The sequence below is a fragment of the Paenibacillus sp. DS2015 genome (assembly GCF_050433705.1).
GTDB lineage: Bacteria > Bacillota > Bacilli > Paenibacillales > Paenibacillaceae > Paenibacillus_AQ.
Genome location: NZ_JBNPWS010000038.1, coordinates 23886 through 47661, shown reverse-complemented (window position 1 = coordinate 47661; position 23776 = coordinate 23886). Strand labels below are relative to the sequence as shown.

Genomic DNA, 23776 nt, shown 5'->3' with positions numbered 1-23776 from the left:
CCCGAAAAAGATGGAGTCATAGATGCTGATGAAGAACAATTCAAATGACTACATAAATTCTATGGAATCGCGACAACTGTCTTGACAACTACCGCCCGTAGACAGGACACTTGGAAAAAAGTGCCTATCCTGCGGGTATTATTCATGTATATAGGGTGAGTTTCATCAAAGGGGATTCAAAAAGGGAGCTCGCTCCATTAAGCAGAAACACCTGGGTGGGTGTAATTGGTCTATAACCCTTTTTTTACAGAATACAACGAGTAATGTGCGGATTACAACGAGCAAAAAAAAAATAAGAAATATAGGTTTATGATTTCAATATAAGTAATCAATGTGATAAATAAGATGGGCGAAAGTATTGGGATTTGTGAATTCTCAATATAAATGAAAAAGTGAAATAGGAGGTTTGAAGGCATAATGATTGAGTGTGTGAATGTTAAAAAAGATTTTAGCACTGATAAAAATGTGCAGCACGTTCTAAAGGGAATTGATTTGACCATTGAGCAAGGTGACTTCATCACTATAATGGGGAAATCGGGAAGTGGAAAAACGAGTTTTTTAAATTGTATTTCATTGTTAACAGAGGTTACAGAGGGTCAAATAATAGTTGAGGGTAGACCTACTGATACCAAGAATAGAAAAGAGATTGAAAAGATCAGACAAGATTACATTGGTCTTGTATTTCAAAATTCAAATCTGATCCCATGTTTGTCACCATTAGAAAATTTGATCATTGCTATTCATGAAAATTTATCGTATGCAAAGAAAAAGCGTCGTGCAATGGAAATGCTAGAAAGAGTGGGTTTAACAAGCAAACATAGTCATAAGACACCGACACTTTCTGGTGGAGAAATGCAAAGAGTCGCCATTGCGAGGGCCTTAATTAATAATCCTAAGATGATTCTATGTGATGAACCGACAGGAGCTTTAGACGCTGCCACTGGTAAGAGCATAATGGACTTCCTTTTAGAGATGAATACTTCCTATAACAGCGCTTTAGTGATCGTTACTCATGATCATTCCATTGGAGCTCTGGGTAAACGTCAATATTTAATGAATGAGGGGTTATTAAATGAAATATAGAGAATTATTTAAACTCTATAATCTTAAAAACCTAAACCAAAATAAATGGTCAATGTTTTTTATAGTCCTTTCAATTGTAATTACAATGACCGTTTCACTTATATTGCCTCAAATACGAATGAGTAAGCAGGACTACATTAATAGAGCTATGGAAGAATCTAATCCTGCTGATCTTGTAGTTACGCAATCTTTTCCTTCCAAAAGCTTTGATAAAGCTACTAGCTCCTATAAACAGGAAGGTATTCAAACCTCCTTTGTTCATTCAGCACCTGTCTATCTTGAAAATGAAAATAATAAAATGATGCTCTATCTTTTATCAGGATACGAAAATTTATCCGACGATGAGATTGTAATCTCTGAAGGATTGGCGAACAAGCAGCGTTTAAATGTAGGGGATACAATCCGTCTTATAGGAATTAAGGAACAAGACAAAGATTTAAAGATCACGAGAATAGAATATCTTCCAATTGATGTTGTAGAGGATGCCCAGGTTTCAGGTTATATAAAAACTAAAAATTTAGAATCCTCTTATAATTCTGACGCTGGATTAGTATTTATTTCTGGTAAATCAGGAGAGATATTGAAAAAAGAACTGCAATCCGTGGAGTCTGGTTATAAATACAAAACCATTGAAGATAGAAGAAACGAATTATTCTCAGACTTAGATAAACAGATTATGGCTTTGAATTTGATTAGTACAGTAGGCTATTTATTAGCAATCGCTGTGTTAATTAGTGGAATTACAATGTTGATTGTGAGAAGCCAAAAAGATATTGCTACTCTAATGCTGATTCCTATCAAGATGAAGGACATTATTAAGGCAATGAAATTAGAGATAAACATTTTGATTTTTACCCCATTAATACTGTCAGTTATTTTCAGTATTCCACTCGCGAAAATGATTTTAGCTACGGAAGGTATTAGTGTTACTTACACAGCCGGCTATATGATGAATATTCTTAAATTTGTTGTTTTCAACATTTTTGTATTCCTTTTATATAGAAATGTTGCTCTAAAATACATGGTTAATTTAGATCCTATTCTTATTGTCAAAGGAGATAATGGTCTTCCTAAAAGGAATAAGCTAAGAAATTTTGGGATAATTATTTCTCTACCTATCGTTTTTTCTATATATGCATTTTTATTAGGTAGTGGTACTTCCATGGCGAGTAATTTTATTTTATTAATCACACTTAGTGCCATTTTCATTGGGGTATTACTACTCGTTGAACTGATTACAAGACTTCCTGTATGGAAGTATCATCGTAGTACCTTATATACATTTAAAGAAATCAAAAAAAATAAGCTCATTTTTGTAGTAGGTATTTTAAATTTAACTATGATGCTTTGGTTTATATTAATAGGCTTTGGGTTAGCAAATACCTTAAAGGAATCTGTTGATGTAGGATATGAACAATCCTTGCCCTATAACTATTTAATTAAGACAGGTGATAAAGAGGCTCTAAATAAGGTGTTGGTCAACTCCAGTGATATAAAGACATTTTCGATAATGCACTATATGGATGCAAAGATAGACAATGATAATGTCTCAAACAAACAAGTTCGTATCAATGAAATTGACCAAAAGAATTATACATCAAAGTTTAAAATTACCGAGGGGCAAGATGTCTTTGAAGGGAATCCAAGAGAGGTCCTTATTTCAAAAGCATATGCAGACGCCTATAAAATCGATATTGGAGATACCCTGGAAGTTTCTACCGAAGAGAAAACTGTAAAGTATAGAGTAAAGGGAACATACGATTCTGCTGGTATCAATAATAATTGGATATTGAAAGCTTCTGAAAATCAATATAACGATACAATTTATTTAGTAAGAGCAATAGATGATGGATTCCTTAATGAAGTGAAGGATAGCTATATTGCTAACATGAATGTAGTAGGAGATTACCTGTTATCTAAGATGGATTCATTCTTAACTAGTTTTAAATATATCTGTTTCCTTTTCATCGTGGCAGCAGTCATATTTAACGTTAATTTACTTAGTTTAATGAATGATCTCAATAGAAAAGAGTATGCAAACATCCGGTCATTGGGCATAGGTAAGAAAATTCTTGTGAAGCAATATGTGATCAAAGGCATAATTAGCATAATATGTTCTCTTGCGATGTCGTTGGTTCTATTTACTGTAGTCATATCCGTTGCTGTTTCAGCCTTGTCTAAAGGGAATGTAGTTATTGATGGAAGTATGTATATATTTATCATATTAATTTCTATTTTCTTTGTCCTCATAGGAAATATATCCCTTTACAGTGGAAAATATGATGATTTAGAAGTGATTAGAGAATGAGATTAATTATTCATACGACAAATGCGACAACTATTGTTACTTTTTTTATAGTGACTAAAATAAATATGAATGTTGTATGTGAAATCATTTACGCAAATGTATCCATTGTTTCCGTTAATTTAAATTGAAAGGAGTGGAAGGTAATGCAATCTTTAAATGCTACAGAATTCCTTTGGACTGATGAATCCGTAGAAAATTTAGAAACGAGAGAAGAGTATGGCTGTTTCTGCTTCTCCATTTGTTTCTCACTGTGCTTCTGCTTCTGTTTCTAATCTAAACAAAATATTTCTAACTGGTTAGGTTTTCTTGGTAACAATAGTTGTGATATTCGTTCAAAGTAGTTAACCAGTTAGAAGTATGAAAAAACAGTATGTTAGTGCTTTTAAGCAGGAGCAAGGGGAGTAAACTTGAACCTGCTTAATTATTTTTTTGGTGAAAAGTAAGGAGGGAGAACGTTATGATTCCATTAGTTGTATTAGTTGTTGTATTTGCTTTATTGACGATAACGCTATCTTCTCTATGGCTCTATAACGATTGTGTGTATCGAGGGATAAATCCTTGGATTTGGGTATTATTAATGATTGCCACAACCCCCATATTGGGGTTCATTCTATATTCTCTTATCGGAAAAAAACATGGAACAATAACTACCAGTAAATCTAAAAAGAATATGTATATAGCATCTGCGGTCTTTATCACTATACTTTTGCTTATCCTTTCAAGTATCGGACTAGCATTTTATTCAGTGCGCTAGTTGTCAAGACATTCTGAACCGAGATTGATGCCCTTAACTGAAAGTCTTGGCACTATCTGACTCGGGGGTAAACTCTTTAACTCGGCTTAGTTAATCACTTCAACGATATGTTGGACCTTGATTTGAACAATTTGACGATGAACTAAATAACGCGTTGGTAGAGAAGATACCTATTCTCTCGCAACGCGTTATTTATTTACCTTGAAAAGTGGTGGATTGTCAATACTAAACTAGACAACTTTTTTATGGTGTTCCATCTTGTAATCAACCTAGTCGGGAGGTTCTTACTGACAATTAGGGTCGGTTGACTGGAACGAGATTTCCAGTATGGATGTGATCGAAAATATAAAAGTTTCAAAATTAATTAATCTGGTTAATATTAGTAGAAGTGGTAATGGCTGAGCTTAGTACGGATTTTTATAATAATAGTTTTTTAGAAAGAAAGAGGAGAAATATGAAACACAAATCATTCAAAAAGCTGGTATCGTCTTTTTTAATTACGAGCATGGTATTACTTTCATTTAATTCAGCTTTTGGAGCCGCAGCAACACCAGTACAATTGAAGGACATCACTGATTCCTACGCACAAATAGAAATTAATAGCTTGGTCGATAAGGGTATTATTAGCGGTTACGAGGATGGTAGCTTCCAGCCGAATAATACGATTACCCGTGCCGAACTAGCCAAAATTATTGTATTGTCGCTTGGGTTGAAAGAGAATTCAGACCAAGCAATAGCTTTTACAGATGTAGACAAAAACAGCTGGTACAGAGGTTTTGCCGGTGCTTTGGTCGAATCCAAGATCACACAAGGAACTTCGGCTACAACGTTTGCTCCTGATTCTAAAGTGACGAGAGAAGAACTAGCCGTATTCTTTATTCGTGCTCTGGGTCTCGAGGACATAGCGGGTAAAGTCGCTATTGATGCCAATTTATCTGATCTGAGCACGGTATCGAGTTGGGCTCAAGCTCAAGTATCCCTGGCTTTTAAAATTGGTCTCATACAGGGCATTGGCAATCCTGACGCTACTGTGAAATTTAGTCCTAAGGAAAATTCGGAGAGACAAGCAGTAGCTCGGTTGGCTTACGAATTCAATAACAACAAAGATACCTTTGTTAAAAAGGCAAATGAGCTTGTTAACAGCAACTTAAAAGTGAGTATGGTTACAATAGTTAACAATAATTCCATAGAAGTAACTTTCAGTTCAGATGTCGCTACGGTGAATGCAGTTGATTTCACCTTTGATCATGGTTTGATAGTGACCAAAGCTGAATTGAAACCAGGCAGTACTAACGTAGTTGTACTGACAACGAATGAGCAAGCACCTGGGGCTGTGTACAAACTCAGTTATTTGGGTAAAGAGACAGGTAATATGATTACCAGCGCTTCTGTCGACAGTAGTGGAAGTTCCAGCAATGGTAACTCTATCGGTAATGGTAGCTCCAGCAATGGTAGCTCTAATGGTAATGGCAGCAACAATTCCGGCGGTAATACACCGGTACTATCAGTTCTTGCAGCACCAACTAATCTTGTTGCGAATGCTGGAAATTCACAAATCAATTTATCATGGTCCTCAGTTACAGGAGCTACTTATTATAATGTTTATCAATCACTCGACAATTCAAACTTTGATTTAATTAGCAAACCGGAAACAGTAACTTCAGCAACTTATGTTGTAACTGCGCTAACAAATGGCGTACCGTATTACTTCAAAATATCTGCAGCGAACACAATTGCCAATAGTACCTATTCTAATATTGTAGGTGCAACACCATTAGTTGTGTCCTCTCCAGTTAACCTTGGTGCAGCAGGCAATTATGTGATTTTGGCAGAAGCAGGGATTTCTTCCGAGCCCAATTCTACTGTTACTGGAGATATAGGAGTGAGTCCAATTGCGGCAACAGCCATTACTGGGTTTTCTCTGACGCTGGATGCCACAGGTGTATTTTCAGTTTCAAATCAAATTAATGGAAAGGCATACGCTTCAGACTATGCTTCTTCCACTCAAAGTAATCTTAGTACAGCGATAAATAACATGAAAACAGCTTACACCGATGCTGCTGGAAGAGCTGTCAATTATACCGAACTGTACGATGGGAACATAAGTGGTAAAACACTTACAGCTGGTGTTTACAAGTGGGGAACCGGTGTTTTAATAAATTCGGATGTAACGCTCAACGGTGGAGCAAACGATGTTTGGATTTTCCAAATAGCTAAAGGAATTACTCAAGCCAACAACACCAAGATTATCCTTACGGGTGGAGCACAAGCCAAGAACATCTTCTGGCAAGTAGCGGAAACTGTTTCTATTGGAACGGATGCACATTTTGAGGGAATCATATTAGGCAAGTCAAATATCACTCTGAAGACTAACGCATCAATAAATGGCCGATTGTTGGCACAAACTGCAGTCACTTTGGATAAAAGTACAGTTGTAGCTCCATAGAAAGTAATATCGATTGATATGTAAGCTGATTAACAGCCTCTTCTTGAGTAATGGCTTTAGGGGGGCTGTTTTCTTTTGATCAAAGAGTAGACAACTAATAAAAGAACTTCTCACAAGGAAGTCCTTTTTTATGCTGATATTTTGCTGGTGGACAGTTCAATATAGTTAATCTGACGTTACATGTTCTCTATCAAAATAAACTCGGGTTTGAGCAAATATTCCAATGGATATATATCGTCTCTAGCTGGAATCAGCGCTTTGAATAAAGCGATTGTTCGTTTCTAATCTTTTTCATCTGAGTAATGAAAGCCAAGTTTCTCAGGTTCTACAAGCTGAACAATAACAAAAGCATCTTCCTCGTCTGTCAATCTATAAATAGTATTCTCCGGTTTAAATACATCGTCTAAATGATCGAATGTGATCAAATGAAACTCCTTATTCCGCCACTCTGTTTGGATGATCCTAAACGCCTGATTTTTGATAAGAGTAATAAACTTTTCATGATCAAGCGTTAACTCGATCCCTATAATATATCCTTGTTCATCCATATCGTTGCCATATTCTATATCGTAACCTATCTCGAAATCAGCTTTGAAAACGTTCGGGGAGACTGTCATTTTATCCAGATAAGAAGCAACGTTTATATCTGTAATATAGGGGATGATGATTTGCTTAGGATTCATATGCTTGAAGAGTTCGTTTTCTGAAACAGGAACCGTCTGTTCAACCTCCTGTGGTTTTAAATAGATGTAACCCATATCTGGATCATGCAAAGCGAGAAAACGGGTTCCTTTAAGGAAAATTCGTACAAATGTATCAACTGTAATAGGCTCCACTTATCTAGCGACAGCTCTTACAAATGCAACAGCCTACAGCTTTGAGGTAGTGGCTATGAACACATCAAATTTACAATCGAAAAAAAGTGAAGCCGTTTTAGCAACGCCACTTAACACATTAGCGCCTGCTGTACCTACGAACGTAGTGGCAGTGTCAGGAGATCTAGTAGCTATGATAACTTGGGATGCGAATACAGAATCTGATCTAGCTGGGTATAAGATTTATCGTGATGGTGGTTCATTCCATGCTAATGCTGAGGTAACAAGAGCAGAGTTTGCGACTATGTTGGTAAAAGCACTTGGTCTAGAAACTAGTTCTAGCACCAACTTTAATGACACCAAGGGTCATTGGGCTGCAGATGCAAATGCAACATTAAGATCAATCGGTATAATAAATGGTTATGGAGATGGTTCATTTAAGCCTAATCAAAGCATCTCAAGAGGAAATAGCAGCATTACTCTCAAAATTATTAAACAAGACAGCACCTACAAATCCCAATAATATCAATGATATTTCGGGCAGTTGGGCAGAGGAAGCCATTAAAGGATTATCTAATAGCGGTATCCTAAAAGGCGGAACTGATGCTTCATTCAAACCTAATGCGAAGGCGACTAGATCTGAGTCGTTACTCATGATCATGCGCTTGTTAAATGTCAGTCTTGGTGGTTCGTTAGATATAGAGTAGAAGTAGTCGTTTCTAAGGATTGAATACGGTAGGTACTGGATAAACTGGGTAAGCAGTTTAAGCAAAAGACGGGAAAGAGCCTGATCGACTATGTGATCCAAATAAGGATCCAAAAAGCGCAGATCATGCTGCTAACGATAGATGCAACGCTGCAAGAGATTGCGGCCAGGGTAGGGTATGAAGATGTATTCTATTTCGTTCGTCTCTTCAAAAAATATAGTGGCATCACCCCCAATCAGTTCAAAATTCAGTATCAGAACAAACAGAAGGAAGCAGATTATCCTATGATGAGGAGCAATTACGCTAATGACGTGGAATCCTTTTGGCATTATTATGATAATGAATCTCATTATCATAATAAAAAAGAAGGGACTTATCGATGCTTAATATAACAAAGCCCTCAATGCTAGCGACTCTATGCCTATGCTTTGCTTTACTGCTTAGCGCTTGTTCAGGAGGGGCAGCAACGACGAATACGGGAGCGACGGAGCAGAGCGGGGTAAATCAAGTGGTTGCAACGACTCCAATCAACAACGTTTCCGAGACAAGAATATTTGTAGACGATTTGGGAAGCAAGGTTGAAGTTCCCGCCAATCCGGAGCGAATCGTGGTTGCGACGTGGCATTATCCGGGTCACTTATTGAGTTTGGGGATTACGCCGATTGGCGTTTTTGAGAATGCGAAAGAAAGCAGGCTTATAGGGGATCAATTAAAGGATGCTGAATTGCTGACTCAAGAAAGCGTTGAGGAAACTTTGGCGCTCAATCCGGAGCTCATTATTACGGATTCGACTAACCCGAATATTGAGAAGTTGAAAGAAATTGCGCCTACCATTGTTTTCGATTTAACGAAGCGAACCAATCGTCTTGAAACCCTTATCGACATCGGAGAGATTGTAGGTAAGGCTGACGAAGCGAAAAAGCTAGTAGAAGATTGGGAGAAACTCCTTTCCAACACAAAGCAGAGATTTGAAGAAGAATTCGATTCTTCTCAAACCGTGAGTGTTATTGGCGATTACACAAAAGAATTGTATATTTATGGTCCCAATTTCGGTCGTGGAACGGAAGTGCTGTATACGTCACTCGGGTTGAAATACCCAAAAATATTAGAAGATCAGTTGAGTAAAACCGATGAGAGATATGTTCAGCTTTCAGAGGAAGTATTGCCTGATTATCTAGGAGATTATGTTTTTATCGCTGGACCGACAGAGGCGAGAAAGACGATTTTGGACGATACGATATACGCAACGTTACCTGTCGTTAAGAATAAACATGTTTACTATATGGATGAACCCTCGTTTTATTTCAGCGATCCAATTTCACTAAATGGACAACTCGACTTTTTTGAACGCATATTGTTAGATGGTGCGAAGGAATAATACCTCCATTTCATTGAAGGTGCACGTTGCGAATCAATCGGTTATTGATTCGTAACGTGCCTTTACTATTAAGACATACAAGTGTTCATTAGCGCTTGTACTGTCCCTGCAATTAACGCAAGAAAACGACTAATTCGTCGCTGCTTGAATTGTAGGCAGCATCTGGGGCACATATTGGAAAGCGGTACTTACCTTATTACCATGGGTGGTGGGGGAGCCTTATTTCTTATATTTGCTTGCTAATCGAAGGCATAGCGCCATGAGTTGGTATTTGGATCAGGAGGAGGATTCTAGATGTATACGGAATTGTATGATGTAACGATTATCGGCGGTGGCCCAGCAGGACTTTTTTCTGCTTACTATAGCGGTTTAAGAGGAATGAAGACCAAAATCATCGAGTTCCAGCCCTATTTGGGAGGAAAGGTCAACGTATATCCGGAGAAAATGATTTGGGATGTCGGAGGGCTAATACCGGCTCCTGGTGCTAAATTAATTGAGCAGATGGTTCAACAAGGGTTGACGTTTGATCCAGACGTAGTGCTGGGGGAAAAGGTAACATCAATCAATAAAGATGAAGATGGTTTATTTGTCATTCGTACGGCAACGAGTAAACCCCATTTCTCGATAACGGTCATTATAGCGATTGGCGGCGGCATCTTAAAGCCGATTAAATTGGAAGTAGAAGGCGCGGAGCGGTTTGAGGTGGGCAATTTACATTATGTCGTCAAATCGCTCGAACGTTTTAAGGGAAGAACCGTATTGATTTCCGGCGGTGGGAACTCCGCTGTTGACTGGGCTAATGAATTGGAGCCGATTGCGAAAAAAGTATATTTAACGTACCGGAAAGATATGCTGAAGGGACATGAAGCAGATGTGGCTCGTCTATTCGACAGCTCCGTTGAATGCTTGCTTAACACAACGATTGACAAGCTGATTGCCGGAGAAAATCATGAGAACATCGAAAAGGTTGAGTTGGTCAATAGAGAAGACGGCGCTCGATTCGTGCTTAAGGTGGATGATGTGATCATTAATCACGGTTATGAACGAGATAAAGAGCTGACATCGAAAAACAACCTGAATATTAGAATGAAGGATGAGTACTATATTGGCGGCAACCCCATGAGCGAAACGTCGGTTCCGGGATTGTTTGCAGCCGGAGATATTTTACATCATGAAGGAAAACTTCACTTAATCGCAGGAGCATTCCAGGACGCAGCCAATGCAGTCAACAAAGCCAAGCAATATATCGATCCGGGGGCGGAAGAGACAGGAAGAGTTTCTTCGCATCATGAAATATTTAAAGAGAGAAATCAAAAACTGGTTAAACATTTGTATGAACAGCGAACCTAAGGGTTGACACGGAGAAGGAGTTTTCAAATAGATCAATGGATTGGAATCTATGCTTGAGCTTAATCTGTGACGACCGTATTCGCAAACGATACGAAAGATTTACTAGTTGTTGTGTCTTTTGGATATTATTCCCTTAAGAAAGTGCTTTTGTATGGGGGAACAACGACAACGATTTAATGAAGCGTTTAAGAGACAGACAGTAAAGTATACCAAGAGCAGAGAAAGACGGTACCGGACATTGCTATTGTCTGGTTCTTTCTCGATTCTAAAAGTCGATATGGCAGCGAGAAAAAATTGTAGCCTGGAAACTCGACCGCACGACAATAGACTTTTAGTCTTAAGAACTAAATCAAGCTTACAAACCTCCCCCACCCTATATATCCAGCAATTCCCATTGACGGCGGGAGTGCTGGAGTAGTGCTCTAGACATAGATTAGCTCTCCTAGGAAAGAAAAAAATTGTCGAATTTCATAGAATAGTGCTAAAATAAGTGATTATAGTCACATTTGGGAATATTTTTTTTGAATAGATAGTTTTATAGCGGGACAAGAATAATAAAATATGACAAGTGGGGCTAGTTTAACAATGAATTACAACCTGTATTTATCAGCTCTACTAATAGTTGCTACTTGCGGCACCTTAAGTATGGTCTTTCTCTCATGGAAAAGAAGAGAGCTTCCGATTGCAATTAGTTACGGCTTGGGTATGTTGGCAGGCGCATTATATACCTTCGGATATGCTTTTGAGATTATTAGTCCTACTTTGGATATAATGCGTGTCTGGCTTCGCGTAGAATATATTGGTGTTCCCTTTGGATCTATGATCTGGATTATTATGGTATTGCAATATACAGGCCGTCAGGCGTTTATACGCAAATGGGTTGTTGCATTGCTGATGGTCATTCCCATGACTACACTTGTGGCTCATTATACGAATGAGTCGCATCATTTATTTTATAAGAGTATGACGATGGATAGTTCAGAGAGCTTCCCGCTGGTTTCCTTGATTAAAGGGCCATTGTATTGGGTGCATGTGACGAATTCGTATACCCTTTTTATTATAGGTATGGGGTTATTGATCCAAATGTATCGTAAAGCGACACCTCGAATGAAGAAACAAATTGCCCTTATGATCATAGGCTCCTGTGGACCCTATGGAGGTACACTTATCTATTTAAGCGGTGTGACCAACCTATCTATTGATTTCACTCCATTTGGATTTCTTTTCTCAGGTGTGTGCTATATGTGGGGGATTTATCAGTTTAATATGCTGAGGATGGCTCCTTTTGCTATGCAAAAGGTATTTGAGTCGATGCAGGATGCGGTCATTGTACTGGATCTGGATCATTGTATTGCCAGCTTTAATCAGTCGGCGAGTCAGGCGATTGAAGGTTTAAATCGTAATCATGTGATCGGACAGCCTGCGGTACAGATCTTCTCCTCGTATCCCAAGCTTGTAGAGAGGCTTATTCAGCAAGAGCCATTCTCGGATAACAAGATACAAATTTCTGGAAGAGTGGATGCCAAATTCTATAATGTTCATTTATCGGTTATTAGCGACAATAAGCAAAAAATCGTTGCTAAAATGCTTTTGTTAAGTGATGTAACGGAAACAGTTCGCAACGAGGGAGCACTGCTATATAAATCAAGACAGCTGGCAGAGCTGAATACTTTCAAGGACAAGATGTTTAATGTAGTCGCCCATGATATCCGCGATCCTCTTGCCGTACTCATTAACCTGATGGAGCTCATGGAGGAAGAGATGCAGACTTGTGGTGAGAGTCATGATGAAATCGTCCATGAAATGGGGCATCAAATTCAGAATACATTTACATTAGTAGAAAGTTTGCTTGAATGGTTTCAGAGTCAGAGGGCCGGTATGGTTTTTAACCCGGTTATAAGGGATTTAGGCCACACGGTTCAGACAAATATACGATTGATACAAGTTCGCAGCGCGGGCAAAAATATACATATTATATCCGAGATATCGGATGGGCTCTATGTATTCGCAGATAAAGAAATGCTAGATTTAATTATCCGTAATCTTCTATCAAATGCGATTAAATTTACGGAATACGGCGGGAGCATTCGATTAAAAGCCGAGCATGCGGATGGCAAAATAATAGTCGCTGTAAGTGATACAGGATTGGGCATACCTGCCGACCAAGCAGAATCGTTATTACAGGAAGCCTATCCAGTCTCATCTTTGGGAACCGATGGAGAACGAGGTGTCGGGCTGGGACTCACACTGTGCAAGGAATTTGTTCGCTTAAACGGAGGAGATATTTGGTTTGACAGAGCGCTTACGCAAGGTAGCACCTTCTATTTCTCCCTCCCGACGCCTCCAGTAGCTTCGAATCAATCTGAACATTAAGATGGAAGGGGGAAATCGTATGAAGGTTGTTATTATCGATGACGAGAAGGGCATGCATATCGTGATGAAGCGAATGCTTGGCAAGGTTAATGATGTCGAGATCGTAGGGAGCTTCCAGGAAACGTCGACGGCCTATTCATTTTTGACAAACCAAGATGTGGATTTGATCTTTATGGATATTAATATGCCTAAGGAAAGCGGACTTGAGTTTGCCGGGCGGTTAAGAGAGAGCGGCAGACAAATGAAAATCGTGTTCGTTACCTCACATAAAGAATATTCACTTCCTGCATTTGATGTATATGCATTTGATTACATAGTGAAGCCGGTTAATCAAGACAGGCTTTATCATACTGTGAAGCGGGCGCTATCCGAAATGGTGTCACAAAAGGGATCGGTCGAACAAGACTCTTCCTCTAGACGAGTTCTGTTTCATTGTCTAGGAGGTATGGAGATTCGAAGTGCTCAGAACATGTTAGTTAAATGGAAAACTAGCAAAAGCGCGGAGCTTTTTGGCTATTTGTTAATGCATAAAGGCAGACTTGTGTCACGAGCTAGAATCATTGAAGATATGTTTGGTGAAATGCCTATAAAGAACGGCGAAACCTACCTAAACACAACAGTCTATCAGCTTCGTAAATTGTTAGATAATTATGGACTCAAGGAGATCGTGCATTCCAACAGTAGCTATTATGCGTTAGATCATACCCAGGTCGATGTAGATTTCCTTAGTTTTGAAGAAGGCTGCAAGCAGATGGCTGTAGTGGATGAAAACTGTATCGAACAGGCAGTTGAGCTTGAACAGCGCTACACTGGCGATTTATTCGGGGATCGTGTTTTCCCTTGGGCTCGGAGTGAGGTCGAACGCCTGTCGTTAATGTATACATCCTTTACCCAGCGGTTATGCGAGGCGTTATTAATCCGAGGTGATACGCAAACAGCAATTAGACTAATAATAAAGTTAATCACCCGTAACGAGCTAGAAGAAGGAACAATTAAGCTATATTTGAGGGCCTTGGCTCTAACGAAGAACAAAGAAGCATTGAACCGACAATATATTCAATTCGAGAAAACATTGTATAGAGAGCTTGGAATAACCCCATCCTACGAAGTATCTGCACTATATAGCCATCTGATGTCAGTGCTAGATTCATAGAATACAGGTAGATGAAGAGCCCTTCAGATGAAGGGCTCTTTTTGGTGCTAAAGTTTGTCATTCTGCTGTCATTGGGTTTGGTTATACTTTAGTTCTTGTAGTAAATGAGGAGGGATGTATTTTGAAGGTCGTCATTATCGATGATGAGAAGGCCATGCATCTAATCATGAGAAGAATGCTCGCTAAGGTAGAAGAGATCGAGATTGTGGGAAGTTTCCAGGAGACTGCGGCTGCATTCTCGTATTTGATGAATCATGAGGTGGATTTGGTATTTCTAGATATTAAGCTGCAACAAGAGAATGGTATTGATTTTGCCAAACGATTAAGAGGGAGCGACAGACGTATGAAGCTAGTATTTGTCACGTCCTATAAAGAATATGCATCGGATGCATTCGAAGTGAATGCCTATGATTACATAGTGAAGCCCGTGGAGCAGGGCAGACTTCACAAAACGGTGTTAAGAGTACTTTCTGAAGCGGGGACTTAACCATTGGCTCCTTAGCCTTTTTTGCCGAAGTTTGTCATTCTGCTGTCATTGGGGTTTGTTATGCTTGTCTTTGTTACGAATAGGTTGAATATTTGAAAGGGGAAATGGTGTGCAAAGTGTTTATAAGAAAGGAACTTCCATCATGTTAGTGATGTTGATGGTAGTAGGTGGATTGAATGGGTTGTTTGTTGGAGGTGGCAAAGCATTTGCTGGGGGTGGCTTCGATGTGCAGCAGCATGCTGAAAAATAAAGATTATAGTATTACGAGGTATATCTTAAAATTTCACACCTCCCCCCCAAAAATCGGGGATATGTTATTTGTAGATGCAGTGTTAGTATGAAAAAACTTTTCAAGGCGGAGAGTAGTGAATGCGACAAAATTTTTAAATGGAACATCTCGTATGTTAACGCATGCTTTAACTACAGCATAGCGACAATATAAATAGATTCAGCGGAGGTAACTACATGATAAGAAATGGTTCAAAGCGTTTAGTATCAGTTTTTATGGCACTTATTTTAGTTTTTTCAATGTTTGGTAGTTTGGTTTCAGCGGACGGGGGCGATGAAACACCTGCTTTGACAAACGTAATTAATTATATTAACTTGGGCCAATACGAAGGTAAGATTGTAAACTACAGTGATAATACTGGTACTGTTGATTTCTATCTACCGCCTGGTACTAATTTGGGGCAAACACCCTATTATATTAATCTTGCCATTTCAGATGGGTCCTCGATTTCTTATAATAATGGGGTCAAGGACTGGCCAGTCCCTGGGTCATATTCCTGGTATGTTTACAATCCTATGATATTCAAAGTAACCTCTGGGGATGGGACATACCGGAATTACACGGTAAAGGGGTACGCTTCAGAATTACCTACTTCAAACGATCTCATGAATTTCAGTATTAATGGAATTGCTGGGAAAATTAATAATGATACCGATAGTGTTGAGGTTACTGTCCCATACGGTACAGACTTAACCAACATTAAGCCTCAATTCAGTCACAACGGATTTTACGCTGAGATTAATGGGGTTGCTCAGAAATCTAATGTTGATGCTGTTGATTTTTCTTCGCCCGTACTTTATAAAATACACAGTGTATCCGATGCGAGTACTCACGATTACTTGGTGACTGTCAACGTACTTCCCAATATGACGCTAAGTTTAACCACGGACAAGGCTTCCTACAAACCTGGAGAGCCTGTTGTAGTTACTGTATCAGCTAGTGGTACTACCAATATCAACGAAAATGGCGTCAATAGGATTAAAACCACTTTGGAGTTTAATCCAACGGAGTTCTCTGTGGAGTCTTACATTGACGAGGATGATGAGTATACAGAGGGGTACTACAAACCGCTTGTAGCTAGAGAAGATGTGTATATGAATACTCCATATATACTTAACATGTCATCGCCTAGTGCGAAGTATTTAGTTTTAGACTTGTATTCAGATATTCCTTTTAAGGATGGACCTTTATATCAAGTCACTTTAGATTCTCTAGACACTTTAGGTAGTTATGTTGCTTCGCTAAACATCTATATTGGTACTGTTAAAGCAGGTAATGATTATATAGGTGGGTCACCTATTATTGTTAATACCTTGGTTAAAGTAGTGGCACCGAGTTCGGAGAAGCAAATAACCCAATTTTCATTGCTAGGAAATGAGGGGTCAATTAATCAGGATGATAGAACAGTAGATGTAAGGGTACCTTTTGATACCGACTTAGATGATGTAGCATCAATATTCACTGTTTCTGCTGGTGCATCTGTTAAGGTAGGAGATATTACACAGGAGTCTGGTGTAACATCGAATAATTTCACGAGTTCAGTTACCTACACTGTTTACGCAGAAGATGAATCGTATCAAGATTACTTGGTTAATGTAAGTCGCGCAGCAGTAATACCGACACCAAACTCATCGAAGGATTTAGGCACTTTCTCAGTTTTGAATAAATCTGGGATAATCAATCAGGCTGATAAGACAGTAGATGTACTAGTACCTTCTAATGTAGATTTAACTGCATTATCATCGCACTTCACTACTACAGGAGCATCTGTCAAGGTAGGAGATATTACACAGGAGTCTGGTGTAACATTGAATAACTTTACACATCCTGTTACCTACACAGTTTATGCCGAAGATGAATCGTACCAAGATTACAAAGTTACTGTTGATCTTGCACCACCAGTGGTTGTTGAACCACCAGTTGTAGTTACCCCTCCAACTAGTAACCCTTCAACGGGTCCGGGTTCAACACCTACTGCAACACCAACACAAGCACCAACACAAGCACCAACACAAGCACCAACACAAGCACCAACAGCAACTCCTAAGCCATTCTACAACGAGAAGGTAAATATCGATGTAATCAAGGCTCTATTAGAAAAGGCAAACTCTGTACCTGCAGTAGCATTCAATGATGTGCCCAAAGATTCCCCAATAGCTAAAGCAGTCGAATTAGCGACTAAGCTTGGGATTATCAAAGGTTATGCGGATGGATCATTCCATGCAAACGCTACAGTAACTAGAGCAGAATTTGCGACTATGTTAGTGAAAGCTCTTGGTTTAGAGCCTACGGGTAATTCCAACTTTAAGGACTCCAAAGGTCATTGGGCGGCAGATGCAATCAACGCTTTAAAATCTAGTGGTATTATTAACGGCTACTCAGACGGGTCATTTAAGCCTAATCAGACCATCTCTAAAGCCGAAATTGTGGCTATGATTTCGAAAGTCATGAACACAACTTCAACATCAAATCCAACGAAGTTCAGCGATGTTTCTGGAAGCTGGGCAGAGGATGCGATTAACGCATTATCTGATAGTGGTATCGTGAAAGGCGCTGGTGACGGTTCATTCAAGCCTAACGCTACGGCTACGAGAGCCGAGTCGTTACTCATGATCTTGCGCATGCTGAACGTGAGTCTCGGTCTTTCATTAGATATAGAGTAGAAGTTTAAAGTTACTTGAATGCGGTAGGTACTATTAAAACAGTATCTACCGTATTTTTGTCTTCCTTTTTTATAACTTAGGGATTAACTTAATTAAGAAACGAATGCTCAGTTTCTATTATTGGAAGAATGGTTACTCCACACGTGTGGAGTCAGTGGCTTACTCATGTTGAAATGATACAGGGTTGAAATACCTTGTGTATCGTACGAAGACGCTCGGGAATGGCTCCCCCGGATTTGGAAAAGGCGGTAAAACATTGGATGCTGCGTTGGATAATAGAGGTCGTGAGGTATCGAATATTGAATGTTGGATTATTTCACAAAAAATACATTTTGTCATATGACAAAATTGATGACAACGCTCACTATGACGAGGAGAGATTTATATGTATTGTTGTTAAGAGAAAGTAGAAATATGGTGTTATTTAACTGAATTCGTCTCCAGTTGTTACTGCAACCTTTGGCTTCACCTATGTATGCAGCTGCGTCAATACCCGGGTTAATCTTTGAGAATACGGCTATTATAATGAAGGAGTGAGATTTTGAAAACTTTTATTAAGTACATACGGTGTTTATTTGTAGTGTTACTGATACTTCCTATGTTTCCGTTTAGTCAAGCAACAGCATCAATTTCATTAGATATGGGTACAAATCGTATCGATATGGAAATTACAGATGATCTAGATTCATTATTAACTGCAACTCCAGCAGTTGTGGGGAATAAATTATTTATACCTTGGTTTGATTGGGCTGAAAATCAAGAGATGAATACTGTTAAACAATATTTTTCGGTTGTTCATTCTAACGGTACTGTTGACACCATACCTTCTGAACCAGTATCGCCTACAACATCAAATATTCCTCCGGACATTTTTTATTAAGGGCTTTCAAATGGTAATATTCTAATCTATTGGTATAGCAGTTCTAGTTCGAATGGATTGACTGATACGTATTTTAAAATAATTGATCAATCGGGTACTCAAGTGCTTGCACCAACTAAAATTAACTCTTCTCCTGGATCACTTAATCGGTTTACAGAAGTTACCGAGTTGTCGAATGGCAATCTAGCATTTGTATGGGATACCAATGAGGGGAGTTATGCTCTACGTAGATTTACGACAACAGGAGTTGCGGTAGATGCGAATCAACTTTCCATTACTGGATTGGCTGGTATATCAGGTTCACAGTACAATCACCGTATTGCAGCAAACAAATCAGGACAATTTATGATATCTATTTCATATTATAATACTACTTATCTTGGAATGATTTTCAATGACACGGGAACAACTCCTATACAAGTAGGAGGTCAGAATAGCTTTGTATATGGCACAAATACAGAAACTCCAAATGGCAATCAGTATGTAAAAGCGCTCTCTAACAATAAGTTTTTATTTGTTTATCACAAAAAAGTTGGAGCAGATGTTAATGACCATCCTACCCGCAGTATTTATTATCGTATCTATAATGCTGATGGTACACCGTACACGAATGAAATGTTTGTTGATACCCTTTATACATGGGGAGCCGTCAATGAACCTATCATTTCTGATGATGGATTTATTTTAAGTTATTCTTTTAATGATAATATAGTAAATAATCACTACCTTAAACAATATAACAATGCAGGGGTTCTACAAAATCAATCAACTCCTAATTATCCTGAATTAGAGGGCAATTCCGCAATTGGATTTTTGTTTCAGGATGTAGATGGTCAATTATCATATATAGCAAATGAAAAAATAAGTGGTGCTGTTTCTTATGATACATGGATTCTTCGTCATTTAACATCGGGACCTTCATCATACAACGTAACATTCGAGGATTGGGATGGAACCGTGCTGAAAACAGAGACAGTGAACCATGGAAGTGGGGCAACAGCTCCTACGAATCCAAGTCGAGTAGGCCACACATTTACAGGATGGGATGTTGCGTTTGGGGATATTACTGGTGCCTTAACGGTGAAGGCTGAGTATAGCGTGAACAGGTACACGGTAATTTTCAATAGTCAAGGTGGCAGTGCGGTTGCTGACATCACTGCAAATTATGGCAGCAAGATCAGTGCTCCAACACCGCCTACAAGAGCGAATGCCACCTTTGGTGGCTGGTATAAAGAAGCAGGCTCCATAAATCAGTGGAATTTCGCAACAGAAACTATCCCAGCAAATACTATAGCGCTATATGCGAAATGGTCATTAGCCAGCTACGCGGTAATATTCGAGGATTGGGATGGAACCGTGCTGAAAAACCAAACGGTGAACCACGGAAGTGGAGCAACAGCCCCTGCGAACCCAAGCCGAGTAGGCCACACATTTACAGGATGGGATGTTGCGTTTGGGAATATTACTGGTGCCTTAACGGTGAAGGCTCAGTATAGCGTGAACAGTTACACGGTAATTTTTGATAGTCAAGGTGGCAGTATGGTTGATGACATTACTGCTGCAAATTATGGCAGCAAGATCACCGCTCCAACAGATCCTACAAGAGTGGGTTACACCTTTAGTGGCTGGTATAAAGAAGCTGAAACACAGAGTCAGTGGGATTTCGCAACAGAAACTATCCCAGCAAATCATATAACGCTATATGCGAACTGGATACTGAACAGCTACGCGGTAATATTCGAGGATTGGGATGGAACCGTGCTGAAAACGGAGATGGTGAACCATGGAAGCGGAGCAACAGCCCCTACGAATCCAAGCCGTGTAGGCACACATTTACAGGATGGGATGTTGCTTTGGGGGATGTTATTGGTGCCTTAACGGTGAAGGCACAGTATAGCGTGAATAGTTATTCAGTAAACTTTGATAGCCAACTTGGGAGTACGGTTGGCGTCATTACTGCAACTTATGGCAGCAAGATCATAGCCCCAACATCTCCTACAAGATTAAACTATAGCTTTGGCGGTTGGTATAAGGAAGCCGGTACTGTGAATCAGTGGGATTTTCTCACAGAATTCATGCCGGCAAACGATGTAACACTATATGCGAAATGGACATACAGAGCTCCTAGTGGTAATGGTACGGAGTCGAATGGCGCAGTACAATATATTACGGAGTCGTCGGACGGCACAGTACCATATATTAATATTAAAGTGAATGATCGCCAAGAAAAGATTGGTATTCTGAAGATTACGAAGCAAAATGGTCAGGATATTGCAACTGTATCTATCGATGCACAATTATTGTTGCAAATGTTGGGCAATGAAGCAAACACACAAATTACAATTCCGTTGGATCTCGATGTAGATAAGGTCACTTTATTATTGAATGGTCAATTGGTTAAAGATTTGGCGCGAAAGAATATTATTATTGTACTGTCAACTAGAGATGGTCAGTATAGATTGCCTACGTCAGAAATTGATATGGACATCATTGCTAAGCAATTAGCTGTTGAATCGTTGGAGACACTTGCATTGTCTATTGAAATTTCTAAGTTGACTACTGAGGAAGAGAAGCTTGTAGCAAACTCACTGAAAACTGGTGGTTATACACTTGTTGTGCCACCTGTACATTTTAGTGTGTATGTAGCTTCTGGAAATCAAAAAATTGAACTTTCCAAATTTCAGGTTTATATTGAACGTTTCATTGCTTTGCCGGATGGAACAGACATAAGTAAAATTTCAACTGCTGTGGTGATTGGAAAAGACGGAACTCTCCGTCATGTTCCTACGAAGATCGAACGTATGAACGGCAAAAATTTTGCAGCCATTCATAGCCTATCCAATAGTATATATGCTTTGATATGGAATCCAGTATCGTTCGTAGATGTGGAGAATCATTGGTCGAAAGATGCTGTCAACAATATGGCTTCCAGAATGATTATAAGTGGCACGGGTAATGGTTTGTTTCAACCAGATAAGCTCATCAGCAGAGCAGAATTTGCTGCCATTATTGTTCGTGCACTGGGGATAGAAGTAGAGCCAGGCACTGCACCATTCTCGGATGTTAATCAATCGGATTGGTACTTAGACTATGTGAAGGCAGCATATAAGTATGGAATTATTAATGGTTATTCGGATGGAAGCTTTAAACCGACGGATACAATTACAAGAGAACAAGCAATGAGTATGCTGGCTAGAGCGATGAAAATTACCGGATTGACCGTTCAAGTAGATATTCATGCTCTGGAGAAATTTGCGGATTCAGGTCAGATTGCAGCATGGGCCCAAAATGATGTAGCTTTAACCTTACATGCGGGAATCGTGAATGGTGGAGATGGTGGTGCATTGAAACCAAAATCGTTAATTACAAGAGCTGAGGTAGCTACTATGATCGAGAGATTACTAAAAGAATCCGGCATGATCTAGTTATTTATTTCAAAGTAGTAACATTTAAAGGTCATACATCAGTTGGCGCTTTGCTAACCGATGTATGACCTTATTGTCCATTTGTTAGAATAAATGAATCGTTATGATGTTGATTAGATCAGATGATATTGGACTGTCAACACTAAATTGAACAACTTTTATAAGTGGCTACGTACCCATTGACGTAATCAAACAGTTCATGAGCTAGTTGTTCAAACATGTGAAAATTCACGTCATTGATTGATTCTGTCTTTATAGTTTAAATGTCGCTTCTGCCACCGCATTATCATAAGAATTTCCTTTACGGCTCAGTGAGCATTGAATTTCGTAGCGAAGGGATTATATATCGGTTATACTGATAAAACCAAATTACTTCTTAGGAGCTGTTTCACAATCCATGATAAAGAAAGAAGTCGCGCATATACGTAAGCAATTTAAGCTGGATCACGATATGATGAATATTAACGACATTCTCAACGTGTATATTATGAAGGAGAGCAACGAGGTCTATCATTGGGAACGCCAGGCGTTTGCTCTGGTGGAGAGAGAGAAGCAGGAGCTGCATATGGGGAATTTCAAAAAACTGCTGACCGGTGAATTGGATCAGAAGTTGTTCGAGTTGAAGTTTCAGGAGGAAGCAGAGGAGCCAACGCGGGTGCTGCTTCACCAAGCTTTGGTGACAGGTGATCCTGAAGAATGGAAGGACCTGATGCTGCTGTTGGTGGATAAAATGTTGGTGGATGCCAAGTATGAACGGGATACAGTGGTCACGTTTGCTCGTGGACAGTATTTCCGACCGACCAAGGGCAGGAATGAAGAAGCCGAAGAGAGCGGGAAGGACGAAATGTTCGCGCATCCGTTCATTCTATGCAGCGTGAATTCCACGGAGAAGCAAAAGAAAACTCTCTTGTTCGATTATGTGGAGAGGGAGTTTAAGTACAATGTCATTGTTGATCCGATTATCAAGTTAAGTTCGCCGGAGCAAGGGTTCTTTTACCCTAGCGTGACGGATAACTATTCCGATGTGAACCGCATTCTGTATTGTACGGCGAAATCGAATTATCCAGATCCGCACTTCATCGGACAGGTCTTAAATGCCGAAAGATCCATGACGGCACTGGAAGAGAGGGCTATATTTGAAGACATCGTGAAGGAAGTGGCGGGCGAACAACTCGACGTAACCACTCTCGCACAGGTGTACGAGGAAATCTACCAGGTAATCGAAACCAACGAGGATGAGGAAGAACCACCGAAGTTGGATTATAAAGATGTGGAACGCGTGCTGACGGCGAGTGGCGTAGAGAACGTGACACCGGAAAAAGTGGAACTGGCATTCCAAACAATCGTCGACGATAGGAACTATGAAATGAAGGCAAGCAGCGTTATGCCGAAATTTACGTCAAAATCGATTAAGATCGACACAAAGGTAGCCACGATTTCGGTCAGCCCGCAGGATTTAAAGTATGTAAAACAGGTGAATTTTCAAGGGAGACGATGCATTCTGATTGAGATCGATGAAGATGCAGTGATCGAAGGATTCACACTCAGTACAGAGACCATTTAGACTCGTTTGACAGCATGGATTGAAGTGGTTGCAGCCTTTGAATAGGTTTGCGGAGGTGATACAGCCACATCTAAGTTTAGTCTTCCTTCAGCACTCATCCC

18 protein-coding genes are annotated in these 23776 nt (G+C 39.5%); 17 read left to right on the top strand and 1 reads right to left on the bottom strand.

Annotated features, from left to right (window positions below; translation table 11 throughout):
* The first annotated feature begins 417 nt into the window (after window positions 1–417).
* The 3 genes from J2T13_RS23055 (at window position 418) to J2T13_RS23045 (ending at window position 6591) form a co-directional block, all read left to right on the top strand.
* Entirely contained in the window at window positions 418–1083 is a 666-nt protein-coding gene (locus tag J2T13_RS23055) for an ABC transporter ATP-binding protein (RefSeq protein WP_429374740.1), read from the top strand.
* Complete coding sequence (locus J2T13_RS23050; RefSeq protein WP_429374739.1) at window positions 1073–3391, top strand: hypothetical protein; 2319 nt, start codon at window positions 1073–1075, stop codon at window positions 3389–3391. Before J2T13_RS23055 ends, J2T13_RS23050 begins: the two co-directional genes overlap by 11 nt.
* 1208 nt (window positions 3392–4599) lie before the next feature.
* Window positions 4600–6591: an ice-binding family protein gene (locus tag J2T13_RS23045; protein ID WP_429374738.1), complete on the top strand. Its 1992-nt coding sequence runs from the start codon at window positions 4600–4602 to the stop codon at window positions 6589–6591.
* Window positions 6592–6872: 281 nt separating this feature from the next.
* On the opposite strand, the gene J2T13_RS23040 is transcribed toward J2T13_RS23045, so the two are convergent.
* Window positions 6873–7427: a hypothetical protein gene (locus J2T13_RS23040; RefSeq protein WP_429374737.1), complete on the bottom strand. Its 555-nt coding sequence runs from the start codon at window positions 7425–7427 to the stop codon at window positions 6873–6875.
* 55 nt (window positions 7428–7482) lie between these two features.
* Between J2T13_RS23040 and J2T13_RS23035 the strand changes: the two genes are divergently transcribed.
* The 14 genes from J2T13_RS23035 (at window position 7483) to J2T13_RS22970 (ending at window position 23675) form a co-directional block, all read left to right on the top strand.
* The gene (locus tag J2T13_RS23035; RefSeq protein WP_429374735.1) at window positions 7483–7929 is read left to right on the top strand and encodes an S-layer homology domain-containing protein; all 447 of its coding nucleotides are present in this window, start codon (window positions 7483–7485) and stop codon (window positions 7927–7929) included.
* Entirely contained in the window at window positions 7823–8113 is a 291-nt protein-coding gene (locus J2T13_RS23030; RefSeq protein ID WP_429374734.1) for an S-layer homology domain-containing protein, read from the top strand. Before J2T13_RS23035 ends, J2T13_RS23030 begins: the two co-directional genes overlap by 107 nt.
* 35 nt (window positions 8114–8148) lie before the next feature.
* A complete protein-coding gene (locus J2T13_RS23025) occupies window positions 8149–8505 on the top strand; it encodes a helix-turn-helix domain-containing protein (RefSeq protein WP_429374742.1) in 357 nt (118 codons plus the stop codon).
* Window positions 8493–9491: an ABC transporter substrate-binding protein gene (locus J2T13_RS23020; protein ID WP_429374732.1), complete on the top strand. Its 999-nt coding sequence runs from the start codon at window positions 8493–8495 to the stop codon at window positions 9489–9491. Before J2T13_RS23025 ends, J2T13_RS23020 begins: the two co-directional genes overlap by 13 nt.
* A gap of 294 nt (window positions 9492–9785) precedes the next feature.
* Window positions 9786–10841 (top strand): NAD(P)/FAD-dependent oxidoreductase, encoded by a 1056-nt coding sequence (locus J2T13_RS23015; protein ID WP_429374731.1) that lies wholly within the window; start codon window positions 9786–9788, stop codon window positions 10839–10841.
* 585 nt (window positions 10842–11426) lie between these two features.
* Window positions 11427–13214 carry a histidine kinase N-terminal 7TM domain-containing protein gene (locus J2T13_RS23010; protein WP_429374729.1) on the top strand — a complete coding sequence of 596 codons (1788 nt, stop codon included), beginning with the start codon at window positions 11427–11429 and terminating at the stop codon, window positions 13212–13214.
* 19 nt (window positions 13215–13233) lie between these two features.
* Complete coding sequence (locus J2T13_RS23005) at window positions 13234–14367, top strand: response regulator (protein ID WP_429374727.1); 1134 nt, start codon at window positions 13234–13236, stop codon at window positions 14365–14367.
* A gap of 121 nt (window positions 14368–14488) precedes the next feature.
* Window positions 14489–14854 carry a LytR/AlgR family response regulator transcription factor gene (locus tag J2T13_RS23000; protein ID WP_429374726.1) on the top strand — a complete coding sequence of 122 codons (366 nt, stop codon included), beginning with the start codon at window positions 14489–14491 and terminating at the stop codon, window positions 14852–14854.
* 109 nt (window positions 14855–14963) lie between these two features.
* Complete coding sequence (locus J2T13_RS22995; protein ID WP_429374724.1) at window positions 14964–15104, top strand: hypothetical protein; 141 nt, start codon at window positions 14964–14966, stop codon at window positions 15102–15104.
* A gap of 215 nt (window positions 15105–15319) precedes the next feature.
* Complete coding sequence (locus J2T13_RS22990) at window positions 15320–17806, top strand: S-layer homology domain-containing protein (RefSeq protein ID WP_429374722.1); 2487 nt, start codon at window positions 15320–15322, stop codon at window positions 17804–17806.
* Between the two features lie 541 nt (window positions 17807–18347).
* Window positions 18348–18686, top strand: coding sequence for a hypothetical protein (locus J2T13_RS22985; RefSeq protein WP_429374721.1), 339 nt, complete (start codon window positions 18348–18350; stop codon window positions 18684–18686).
* A 57-nt stretch (window positions 18687–18743) separates the two neighbouring features.
* A complete protein-coding gene (locus J2T13_RS22980; protein WP_429374720.1) occupies window positions 18744–20564 on the top strand; it encodes an InlB B-repeat-containing protein in 1821 nt (606 codons plus the stop codon).
* Window positions 20540–22111 (top strand): S-layer homology domain-containing protein, encoded by a 1572-nt coding sequence (locus J2T13_RS22975; protein ID WP_429374719.1) that lies wholly within the window; start codon window positions 20540–20542, stop codon window positions 22109–22111. Before J2T13_RS22980 ends, J2T13_RS22975 begins: the two co-directional genes overlap by 25 nt.
* A gap of 397 nt (window positions 22112–22508) precedes the next feature.
* Window positions 22509–23675: a DUF4317 domain-containing protein gene (locus tag J2T13_RS22970; RefSeq protein ID WP_429374718.1), complete on the top strand. Its 1167-nt coding sequence runs from the start codon at window positions 22509–22511 to the stop codon at window positions 23673–23675.
* The last annotated feature ends 101 nt before the right edge of the window (window positions 23676–23776 follow it).